Origin of the sequence: Arthrobacter sp. ISL-69 (assembly GCF_018613775.1) — a bacterium.
Lineage (GTDB): Bacteria > Actinomycetota > Actinomycetes > Actinomycetales > Micrococcaceae > Arthrobacter.
Genome location: NZ_JAGGPO010000045.1, coordinates 16,476 through 27,550 on the forward strand (window position 1 = coordinate 16,476; position 11,075 = coordinate 27,550).

At 65.0% G+C, this 11,075-nt stretch carries 9 protein-coding genes; 6 read left to right on the forward strand and 3 right to left on the reverse strand.

Annotation, left to right across the window (positions count from 1 at the left end; genetic code table 11):
• Positions 1 to 136 precede the first annotated feature (136 nt).
• The 4 genes from J7I79_RS22105 to J7I79_RS22120 all read left to right on the forward strand — a co-directional run bounded on the left by J7I79_RS22105 (position 137) and on the right by J7I79_RS22120 (position 5,357).
• Positions 137 to 1,639, forward strand: a complete 1,503-nt coding sequence (locus J7I79_RS22105) for a trehalose-6-phosphate synthase (RefSeq protein ID WP_285291500.1) — start codon at positions 137 to 139, stop codon at positions 1,637 to 1,639.
• The gene (gene otsB / locus J7I79_RS22110) at positions 1,629 to 2,447 is read left to right on the forward strand and encodes a trehalose-phosphatase (RefSeq protein ID WP_214957075.1); all 819 of its coding nucleotides are present in this window, start codon (positions 1,629 to 1,631) and stop codon (positions 2,445 to 2,447) included. The genes J7I79_RS22105 and otsB overlap by 11 nt, the downstream gene beginning before the upstream one ends.
• A 236-nt stretch (positions 2,448 to 2,683) precedes the next feature.
• The gene (locus J7I79_RS22115; protein WP_104176227.1) at positions 2,684 to 3,766 is read left to right on the forward strand and encodes an ABC transporter ATP-binding protein; all 1,083 of its coding nucleotides are present in this window, start codon (positions 2,684 to 2,686) and stop codon (positions 3,764 to 3,766) included.
• 175 nt (positions 3,767 to 3,941) lie between these two features.
• Complete coding sequence (locus J7I79_RS22120) at positions 3,942 to 5,357, forward strand: DUF4032 domain-containing protein (protein WP_214957077.1); 1,416 nt, start codon at positions 3,942 to 3,944, stop codon at positions 5,355 to 5,357.
• On the opposite strand, the gene J7I79_RS22125 is transcribed toward J7I79_RS22120, so the two are convergent.
• Positions 5,358 to 6,728, reverse strand: a complete 1,371-nt coding sequence (locus tag J7I79_RS22125; protein WP_214957079.1) for an FAD-binding oxidoreductase — start codon at positions 6,726 to 6,728, stop codon at positions 5,358 to 5,360.
• A 331-nt stretch (positions 6,729 to 7,059) separates the two neighbouring features.
• Between J7I79_RS22125 and J7I79_RS22130 the strand changes: the two genes are divergently transcribed.
• The gene (locus J7I79_RS22130; RefSeq protein WP_251043157.1) at positions 7,060 to 8,796 is read left to right on the forward strand and encodes a glycoside hydrolase family 13 protein; all 1,737 of its coding nucleotides are present in this window, start codon (positions 7,060 to 7,062) and stop codon (positions 8,794 to 8,796) included.
• A 46-nt stretch (positions 8,797 to 8,842) separates the two neighbouring features.
• A complete protein-coding gene (locus J7I79_RS22135; protein ID WP_214957081.1) occupies positions 8,843 to 9,874 on the forward strand; it encodes a LacI family DNA-binding transcriptional regulator in 1,032 nt (343 codons plus the stop codon).
• A 15-nt stretch (positions 9,875 to 9,889) separates the two neighbouring features.
• Here the strand turns inward: J7I79_RS22135 and J7I79_RS22140 are convergent, their stop codons facing one another.
• Positions 9,890 to 10,447, reverse strand: coding sequence for an N-acetyltransferase (locus J7I79_RS22140; RefSeq protein ID WP_251043158.1), 558 nt, complete (start codon positions 10,445 to 10,447; stop codon positions 9,890 to 9,892).
• Between the two features lie 10 nt (positions 10,448 to 10,457).
• Positions 10,458 to 10,949 carry an SRPBCC domain-containing protein gene (locus tag J7I79_RS22145; protein ID WP_214957083.1) on the reverse strand — a complete coding sequence of 164 codons (492 nt, stop codon included), beginning with the start codon at positions 10,947 to 10,949 and terminating at the stop codon, positions 10,458 to 10,460.
• Positions 10,950 to 11,075 lie beyond the last annotated feature (126 nt).

The following is an 11,075-nucleotide window of genomic DNA, read 5'->3' on the forward strand; positions in this document are numbered from 1 at the left end:
ACTTTTTCAGTTTAGGGGAGAAACCTGAGAGCTTGCGCCTTCAAGTTTCCGTCAGCCTGCCCAACGGTTGAATAGCAGGGAAGATTCCGTCCGACTAGGGTTGACGTTGAGCCATTAGCAACCCCAGGGGGCACCAATGCACACTACGCACCGTGAAAAACCCGAAGCAACCGCTGACGGGAAGCCCGCTCCGGGCAGCGGCGACGCGGAAGCCGCGCTGTACGACTTTATGGTGGTGTCCAACCGGCTGCCAGTTGACCGCTGCGCACCGGAGGACAGCGGGTGCGACGACGGCTGGCGCAGGTCACCGGGCGGCCTGGTAACCGCGCTGGCTCCGATGATGACCAAGACCGACGGCGCCTGGGTGGGCTGGCACGGCGCCCCGGATGAAACCGTCGAGCCCTTCAGTCACGGCGGCATGGACCTAGTCCCGGTGCAACTGAGCAACGACGACGTCGAGCTGTTCTACGAGGGCTTCTCCAACGCCACCCTCTGGCCGCTGTACCACGATGTGATCGCGCCGCCGGAATTTCACCGCACGTGGTGGGACTCCTACCGGAAGGTCAACCGGCGGTTCGCCGACGCCGTCGTACGGCACGCCGATCACGGAGCCACTGTCTGGGTCCAGGACTACCAGCTGCAGCTCGTTCCAAAGATGCTCCGCGAAGCACGCCCGGACCTGAAGATCGGGTTCTTCAACCACATCCCGTTCCCCCCGCCGGAAATCTTCGCCCAGCTCCCCTGGCGCAAGGCCATTATTGACGGCCTCCTGGGTGCGGACCTGGTGGGCTTCCAGCGCAGCAGCGATGCCGGCAACTTCATGCGTTCCGCCCGGCGCTTCCTGGGCGCGAGCGTCAAGCAGCAGCAGGTGCACGTCAAGGGCCCGGACGGCAGAACCACCCACATCGCCCGTGCGCAGGCCTTTCCCATCTCCATCGACGTCAAGCAGATCAGCGAGCTGGCCCGCAATCCCGAGATCATCGAGCGCGCCCATCAGATCCGCCGGGACCTTGGCAATCCCAAGACCATCCTCCTCGGCGTCGACCGCCTCGATTACACCAAGGGCATCCGTCACCGGCTCAAGGCTTATGAGGAGCTGCTGGCCGACGGCAAGGTCACGGTGGAGGACGCGGCCCTGATCCAGGTGGCGAGCCCCAGCCGGGAGCGGGTGGAGCAGTACCGCCTCCTTCGTGAAGAGGTGGAAGGCACCGTGGGCCACATCAACGGCACTTACGACACCATGCAGAACACGGCGGTGCGGTACCTGCATCACAGCTATCCCATCGACGAAATGGTGGCTCTCTACCTGGCGGCCGACGTCATGCTGGTCACCGCGTTGCGGGACGGCATGAACCTGGTGGCCAAGGAGTACGTCACCGCCCGCACCAACAACGACGGCGCCCTTGTGCTCAGCGAATTCGCCGGCGCCGCGGACCAGCTCAAACAGGCACTCCTGATGAACCCGCATGACATCGACGGCCTCAAGGACACCATCATGAAGGCCGTGGACATGGAGCCGGCCGAGGCTTCCCGGCGGATGCGGTCCATGCGCAAGCAGATCCTGGATCACGACGTCGATCTCTGGTCAGCAGACTTCCTAGCAGCGCTCAAAGAGAAAGTGGTCCGCGATGACTCCTGATGCCGCTCCGGGCAAGACGCCCCTCACCCTTCAGCCGGAACTCCTGGCAGCCCTCAAGGAGGTTGCCGCCACCGACCACCTGCTCGTGGCCATGGATTTCGACGGGACCATCTCCCCGCTGGTTGACCACGCGGCAGACGCCCGCCCGCTCCCCCGGTCCGCCGCCGCCTTTGCCGGCCTTGCCGGCCTCCCGCGCACGACGACGGCACTCATCTCGGGGCGGGCCCTCGCCAGCCTCCGGGCGGTCGCCTCGCCGCCACCTGAGACGCTCCTGATCGGCAGCCATGGGGCCGAAGCCTGGCTTGGGCCGGGCTCGTCCGAACTCACCCTTGACCCGGAACAGCTGACGCTGCTGGCGGATGTCCGCCGCGTTCTTGAAGAGATCGTGGAACAGGCACCGGGCACGTTACTGGAAGATAAACCGGCGGGCGTGGTGCTCCACACCCGGCTGGCTGCCGACGATGTGGCGGAAGACGCCGTCGCCGCCGCCCGGGCCGTCCTGCAGGACCGCCAGGACGTGTTCTTGAAAAACGGAAACCGCGTTCTGGAGACATCCGTAGTGCACGCTTCCAAGGGCGAAGGCATGGCCTTCCTCCGCCAGGCGACCGGCGCCACGGCGGTGGTCTTCGCAGGCGACGACACCACCGATGAAGACGCCCTGGGGCGGCTCTATCCGGGTGATGTGGGCGTAAAGGTGGGGCTCGACTTCACCCAGGCGCAGTTCCGCGTGGAGGCCCCGGTACAGATCGCCGAGCTGCTGGAAGCGCTGCTCAGGGAACGGACCCGGGCTGTCCCCGGTTCCGCGTAGGCTGGCGCCTCCCGTTAGGGATCTCACATGTGACCTCCGTAACATTTGCACCACATTGCATAAAATCTGACATACTCTGTTTGTGATGTGGCGCACAGACACCGTGCGGCGTCATGCGATACTTCTCGGCTTCGGCCGGGGAGTACACGGCTGCAAAACCGTGGACAACTGAATAAATATGAACCATTCACAACGGATCGTCCGGCACGTACCTGCCGGTGAAGGGATTGATAACTGTGGCTACAGTTACTTTTGATAACGCTACGCGTCTGTACCCGGGCACAGATAAGCCCGCCGTCGATAAGCTCAACATCGACATCGCCGATGGCGAATTCCTGGTCCTCGTTGGACCCTCCGGTTGCGGTAAGTCCACCTCGCTGCGAATGCTCGCAGGCCTTGAGGATGTCAACGCCGGCCGTATCCTGATTGGCGACCGCGATGTCACTGACGTTCCGCCGAAGGACCGCGACATCGCCATGGTTTTCCAGAACTACGCGCTGTACCCGCACATGACGGTTGCAGACAACATGGGCTTCGCACTGAAGATCGCCGGCGTCAGCAAGGAAGAGCGCGCCGAGCGTGTCCGCGAAGCAGCAAAGCTTCTTGACCTCGAGCCGTACCTGGACCGCAAGCCGAAGGCACTCTCCGGCGGCCAGCGCCAGCGTGTTGCCATGGGCCGCGCCATCGTGCGTAACCCGCAGGTCTTCCTCATGGATGAGCCGCTTTCCAACCTTGATGCCAAGCTCCGCGTGCAGACCCGTACGCAGATTGCATCCCTGACCCGCCGCCTGGGCGTCACCACCGTCTATGTGACCCACGACCAGGTCGAGGCCATGACAATGGGTGACCGCGTGGCTGTGCTGAAGGACGGCCTGCTGATGCAGGTTGACACCCCGCGCAACCTCTACGACAAGCCCAAGAACGTCTTCGTCGCCGGCTTCATCGGCTCCCCCGCCATGAACCTGCTGGAACTCCCCGTCGTCGACGGCGGCGTCCAGTTCGGCGGAACGGTCTACCCGGTTCCCCGCAACATCCTCGAAGAAGCACACGGCGCCACTGTCACCCTGGGTTCGCGCCCCGAGGACCTCGAGCAGGTCGCCGCAGGTGAAGGTCTCCAGGTTGAGGTCGACGTCGTCGAAGAACTCGGTGCCGACGCCTACGTCTACGGCCACACCACGCTGGACGGCAAGAGCCACGACATTGTGGCCCGCGTCGACGGCCGCCGTCCCCCGATGAAGGGCGAGTCCATCCACGTCCGCCCGCAGTCCGGACACGTTCACCTGTTCGACACCAAGACCGGCCTGCGCCTCGGCGACTAGTTCCCGGTTGCGGAGCCTGAATCGGGTGGGCGCACCAGCTGCCACCACCTGATCGGCACCTCAATGCACTGACCGACGGCGGCCCTCCTCACTGGACGGGCCGCCGTCGTGGTTTAAGCGCGGCCTTCCTGACTTTGGTTAGGCACCCCGCCCCTACGTACGGAAGAATTGGCACATGACCGAGGAAAGCAACGCCCAATGGCACGACGAACCCACCGACTACGGCCAGATCGGCAAACTGCCTCGGTTTGAAGCGGCCAGCGCCAACGACGACAAGAGTTCCAACGTCTCCAGCAACCTGAGCATCACCGCCGCCGCGGCTGATCCTGAGCTCCTGGACCTGCCATGGCACATCGCACTGGAGGACTGGCCGGCTGAAAACCTCGCCGCGCTCCCCCGCGGTATTTCCCGCCACATTGTGCGCTTCGCCCACCTCGGCGGCTCCGTGATTGCCATCAAGGAAACGTCAGAGCACGTGGCCCGCCATGAGTATCACATGCTCCGGAAGCTGGCACGCCTGGACGTGCCCTGCGTTGAGCCCGTGGCCGTCATCACCGGCCGCACCACGCCGGACGGCAGGCCGCTGAACCCGGTGCTGGTCACCCGACACCTGAAGTTCTCCATGCCCTACCGTGCGCTTTTTTCGCAGATGCTGCGCAAGGACACCCTCACGCGTCTGATTGACGCCCAGGCGCTGCTGATGGTGCGGCTGCACCTCATCGGCTTCTACTGGGGCGACGTTTCGCTCTCCAACACCCTCTTCCGGCGCGACGCCGGCGCGTTTGCGGCGTATCTCGTGGATGCTGAAACGGGCGAGCTGTACCCGGACCTGTCCACCGGCCAGCGCGAATACGATCTCGAGATCGCCCGGGTCAACATCGCCGGCGAGCTGATGGACCTGCTGGACGGCGGGCTGATCGAAGAGAAGGTGGACCCGGTGGCCACCAGCGAACTCATCATGGACAGCTACCGGCGGCTCTGGACAGAGCTCACGGCGAAGGAATCGTTCGAGATCGGGGAACGCTGGCGTGTGGCCGCCCGGATCCGGAAGCTCAACGAGCTCGGGTTCGACGTCGAAGAATACGCGATCAAGACCACCCAGAACGGCTCCACCATCCAGCTCCAGCCCAAAGTGGTGGACGCGGGGCACCACCAGCGCCGACTGCTGCGGCTTACCGGACTGGACGCGCAGGAAAACCAGGCCCGCCGCCTGCTCAACGACATGGACTCGTTCCGGGCGGACAACAACCCGACAATGGACGAGGAATACAGCGCCCACCTCTGGGTCAGCCAGATCTTCGAGCCCATTGTCCGCTCGATTCCGCGCGACCTTTCCGGCAAGCTCGAACCGGCGGAAGCCGTCCACGAGGTCCTGGAGCACCGCTGGTACATGTCCGAAAAGCAGGAACGGCATATTCCGCTGGCCGAAGCAGTGCAGTCCTACATCGACTCCATCCTTCGGCACCGCCGCGATGAAGCAGCAATCATGCTCAACCCGGACACCGGGCTCCTCAAGATCCTGGAAGTCGAGACCGAGCAGTCCCGGTACGGCGACGAGGACATCGACGAGTACCCTGACTCCGACGACTAGCTAGATCGCCTTCCCGGGGTTCAGGATGCCGGCCGGATCGAAGAGTTCCTTGATCCGGCGCTGAAGTTCACGCACGGGTTGGGGCTGTTCCAGGCCCAGCCACCGTAGTTTGTACTGCCCGATCCCGTGCTCGCCGGTGATGGTGCCGCCCATCGCCAGCGCCACCGTGATCGATTTGTCCAGAGCGGCGCCCAGCCGCTGCATGGCTTCGGCGTCCACCTGGTTGTCCAGCCGGTCCACCCAGAACGTGGGGTGAAGGTTGCCGTCGCCGGCGTGCGCCACGACTTTGAGCTGTACACCGTGGGCGACTGCCATGGCTTCGAGTTCGCCGACGTAGTCCACGAGCCGCGAGCGGGGCACCGCCACGTCCTCCCCTACGCGGTATTCGTCGTCCACTTCGACGCCGCGGCTGTTGCGCCGCAGTTCCACCAGTTGCTCGGCTTCGGCGCTGGCCTCCGTGGTCACCGTGGCTCCGCTGGCAGCAAGGACATCGCGGACCACGTCAGCTTCCGCGGCTGCTCCGAAGCCGTCCGTCTGGATCAGCAGGAGCGATGCCCCGCGGGCGCTCAGGTCCGAGCCGTGGATTTCGTCGAGCTGACGCAGCGATCCGCCGTCGAGCAGTTCCATGATGGCGGGCTGCACGCGCGCCTTCCCGACTGCCAGAACGCCCGCCGCTGCACTGCGGAAGTCCGGGTAGAACGCCGCGATGGTGTGCAGTTCGCGGGGCAGGTACTTCAGCCGTACCGTTGCCCCCACCACTATTCCGAGCGTCCCTTCGGAGCCAACCAACAGCCCCGTGAGGTCGTAGCCGGCAACTCCCTTGAACGTCTGGTGGCCAGTGTGGATCAGGGATCCGTCGGCCAGCACCACATCGAGGGCCAGCACGGAGTCGCGGGTGACGCCGTACTTCGCACAGCGCAGCCCGCCGGCGTTGGTGGCAACATTGCCGCCAATGGTGGATGTCCGGAAGCTTGCGGGGTCCGGCGCGTACATCAGCCCGTGGACGGCCGCCGCGTCGTTGAGGTCGGCATTGATCACGCCGGGTTCGACAACGGCGGTCTCGTCGTCAGGGTTCAGGTCCAGGATGCGGTTCATCCGTTCAAGGCCCAGCACGATGCACCCCGGGCTGGCATGGGCGCCGCCGGAGACACCCGTCCCGGCCCCGCGGGCAACAATGGGCACGTGGCGCTTGGCGCAGGCTGTGACCACCGCCTGGACGTCCGCCACTGTTTCGGCCCAGACCACGGCCAACGGCAGCTGGAAGTCAAGGACCGGGGCCTGGTCTATGGCGTAGATGGCCAGGGTCTGTTCGTCAACGGCTAGTTTGCCGGGCTCCAGGATGGTTTTGAGCTCGTCAACAATGTTGCCCATGCGGCCTCCAGGTCCGTCGATCCGGCCTTCAGTCTAGTCCGCGGGGCCCGAGTGCCTTCAGCGCCGGCTCGCAGTGCCGTTGCGGCGCGCATCTGCAAGCGCTTCCAAAATTGCCGGACGGAGTCGCAGTGGAAAGCCACATTACTCGGCGGTAGTGGGTGACGCAAGAGTTACGGGCGGGGCCGTCCAGGACCAGCATTTGTCCCTATAACCAAACCCACTGGCCGAAAACTGCAGTTAGCCAGAAACAGAGAAGACACGACACAATGAGGCGTGCGTCACAATTGGAAGCGTTTTCAGTTCCGGGAAAATCCGTTCTACGATTACCGGCATGTCCGTTGACTCAATGCTCGAAGCCCCCGCCGTTTCGGCCGGGCCACTGACCTTGGTACACACCGCCGATGACGCCCCCGGGTGGTGGCGGTCTGCCGTCATCTACCAGGTGTATCCGCGTTCCTTCCGCGACCTGAACGGGGACGGAATCGGTGATCTCGCCGGAATCACGGCAGAGCTGCCGCAGCTGGCCAGGCTCGATGTCGATGCTGTCTGGCTATCGCCGTTCTACCGGTCCCCGCAGAAGGATGCCGGCTACGACGTCAGCGACTACTGCGATGTCGATCCGCTGTTTGGCACCCTGGCCGACTTCGACGCCATGATGGCGGAAGCCACCCGCCTGAACCTCCGCGTGATCGTGGACCTTGTTCCCAATCACTGTTCGGACCAGCACGCCGCCTTCCAGCAGGCCCTCGCCGCACCGGCCGGCAGCCGGGAACGTGACATGTTCATCTTCCGGGACGGCCGCGGCGCATTTGGCGAAGAACCGCCCAACAACTGGCAGTCGCATTTTGGCGGACCGGCCTGGACCCGCATCACGGAGCCGGACGGCGCCCCCGGGCAGTGGTATTTGCACCTCTTTGACGCCTCGCAGCCCGATTTCAACTGGGACAACCAGGCGGTCCACGATGAATTCGAGCGCGTGCTTCGCTTCTGGCTGGACCGGGGTGTCGCCGGTTTCCGCGTGGACGTTGCGCATGCCCTGGTGAAGGCTCCCGGTTTGCCGGAGTGGGGCGGCAGGGCCGACGGCGGCAGTTCCGACGGCTACCCCGGCCACGAGGCACCGATGTTCGGCCAGCCGGCTCTCCACGACATCTACCGGGCCTGGCGCCGGATCCTCGCGGAGTACGGTCCGGACCGCATCCTGTGTGCTGAAGCCAATGTGGATCCCTTGCCCCGTTTGGCAGACTGGGTCCGGCCGGACCAGATGCACCAGGCGTTCAATTTCCCCTACCTGCATGCTGGACTTGACGTTCGCCGCCTCCGCGGCGTCATCACGGATTCGCTGGTGGCACTGGATGCCGTCGGCGCGCCCAGCACCTGGGTGCTCTCCAACCACGACGTCGTCCGCCACGCCACCCGCTTCGGCTACGACGGCGCCGCACCGCGCGACGGCGACGGGATCGGCATCTTTGACCATCAGCCCGACCTCGTGGCGGGCAGGACCCGGGCGGCGGCGGCATCGATGTTCATGCTCGGGCTGCCCGGCGGAGCCTACCTCTATCAGGGCGAGGAGCTGGGGCTTCCCGACGGCATCGATATTCCGGACAGCCAGCGGCAGGATCCCACGTTTGCGCGCACGGGTGGCGAACGGCTGGGCCGCGACGGGTGCCGGGTACCCCTGCCGTGGCGCGCCGCCGAACTGCACGCCGGGTTCGGGTCCGGGGAGGCCCCGTGGCTGCCGCAGCCGGAGAGCTTCAGTGAACTGGCGCGTGATGCCCAGGCGGAACAGCCGTCGTCGCATTTGAACCTCTACCGCCGGATGCTGGCGATGCGCAGGGAGCTTGACCTGGGTCGGGGGTCACTGGCATGGCTGGAAAGCTGGTGCACCGATACGTCCCTGGCCTACCTCAACGGCACCACGCTTGTTGTCATGAACGTCGGACGGGATGCCATGGAACTCCCGCCGGGGGTGGTGCTGCTGCGCAGCTCGCTGGCGGCAGCGGAAACGCACGACGGCGGCCATCAGCTAGGCTCAGGTGAGACGGTCTGGTTGAACCTGCCACTTGGGTGATCCTGCTGTCGTCTAGATTCGCAGTTGAGGACACGGAGAGCTAAATATGCCCGGCATCAAGGACGTCGCTGAGCGGGCGGGCCTTTCCACCGCAACGGTGTCGCGGGCACTCAGTGGAAAGGGAAATGTCTCGGCACGCAGCCGCGAACGTGCCCGGGCTGCCGCAGCTGAGCTCGGTTTCGTGTTGTCGTACCACGCCTCCAGTCTCGCTTCCGGCCGGAACCACAACGTGGGTGTGGTGGTGCCTTCCGTCCACCGCTGGTATTTCTCCGCGGTGGTGGAAGGCGTCTCGGCTACGTTGCTCGACGCCGGATACGACCTCACGCTCTACAACGTCAGCGAAGGCCCGGACCGAAGGCACAGCGTGTTGAACGACTTCCTGCTGCGGAAGCGCGTGGATGCGGTCATCGCTGTCTCGCTCGAGCTCAGTGCAGCTGAGATACAACAGCTGCTGGCCATCCACCGGCCGATCGTGGGTATCGGCGGTCCCTTGCCGGGCGCCTCCACCATCCGCATAGACGACGCCGGCATAGCCGAGGCCGCAACCAACCACCTGATCCGGCTGGGCCATTCCAAGATCGCGCATATGACGGGAGATACCTTCTTCGAGCAGGACTTCCGGCTTCCGGGTATGCGCCAAGGTGGTTACCACAAGGCCATGGCGGCTGCCGGGCTACCAGTGCGGCCCGAATGGCAGGTGTCCGCCGACTTCACCGTCCAAGGGGCCTACGCGAGTGCCAGGCGGCTGCTGGGCGGCACGTCCGAACGTCCCACCGCGGTCTTCGCTGCTTCGGACGAAATGGCCATCGGCACGATCCTGGCGGCACGCGATTTCGGCCTCCGGATCCCCTACGACCTTTCCGTCGTCGGCATCGACGGCCATGAGCTTGGCGAGGTGTTCGGGCTGACCACCATCGACCAGAACGCCCGCGGCCAGGGGGCTTTGGCCGTGCGACTCCTGTTGGCAGGGCTTGAGGACGCTGCCGACGGCGGAGCAACCGACACGGAGTTCCCTACCAACTTCGTGGTCAGGTCCAGTACCTCCGTGCCACCCGGCGATACCGGGCCAACGCACTAACAACTTTGTCCGTGATTAGGCGTCCCGCTCCGCCCGTGCCAACTCACGCTCCATGATGATTTCCTTCCTGCTGGTGTCGAGCGGGTATACCTCCCGGCGTCCGGTGTCATGGAAACCGTGGCGCGCATAGAAGCCTGCGGCGCGGGAATTGTCCTCGTGGACGCCCAGCTGCAACAGCCCGGCTCCCAGCTCATCGGCCGCGGCCCTGACCGAACGGCGAAGCAGCTCATCCGCAAGGCCGGTTCCACGGTGCGGGGCAGACACATACACACTGATGAGCATGGCCTGGAGGGGCCGGTTGGCCTCCTGTGGGTGCTTGACCACCATCCGCATCAGACCGCAGAATGTCCTGGGCCCGCGAGTCTCCTGGGGAAGCTCTTGGGAAAGCACTTCAGGAATCTCCTCGGCGACGAAAGTCACGCTTCCGGGGGCTGTCATCGCGACAGCCCGGTTCCGCCATTGGCCCGCTGTCTGCTCCTGGGCGGACTCGAGTGATTCCACATAGGCAGCTGGGGTGTCGGCGAGCATCTCCAGCCTTACGGCACGCAGCCGTTCCCAGTCCCCCGCAACCATGCGGCGGACCCTAGCCAACTTCACCGCCCATAAACCGCACGAAGCGGGCCAGGACGGCCGGCCAGCCAGCATCGTACTCGGCGCGTGTCCGTGCCGGGTCCTCGGCGCCCTCCCAGCCGTCCTGAACGAGACGGAGCTCCGTCCCGCCATCCACTGCCCTGAACGCGACCCGTAGCTCCGTGGACCACAATGCCGTGGTCCCGGGGTGCCAGCTGGCATGAAAGGACATCGGGGGCTGCCAGTCGTCTATGGAGCCCCAGACGGCCGTGCGGCCGTCGTCGGCAGTTTCGAGGACCAGGTTTTCTTCGAACTCGACGTACGAGCCGGCGCCAAACACACTGTGATCCTCGAGCGGCCACCAAAGGTGGGTGTGTTCCGTGAAGCCGATGAATGCCTTGGAAACCGGTCCGGGCACCACCACTGTGTGAACGATGGCGTCCAGGGCATCTACGGGCACGGATGCTTCGTCCGCAGGGGACGCGTGGCTGAAGAGGTTGTCCATGGTCAACAACTTTACCCGGCGGCCGGCCCGCCCGAGCGGTCCTGAAATAGCCCTTAAATGACTCAGGCCCCGACATTCCTTGTCGGGGCCTGAGCTCTAATTTATGTCCGGCGGTGACCTACTCTC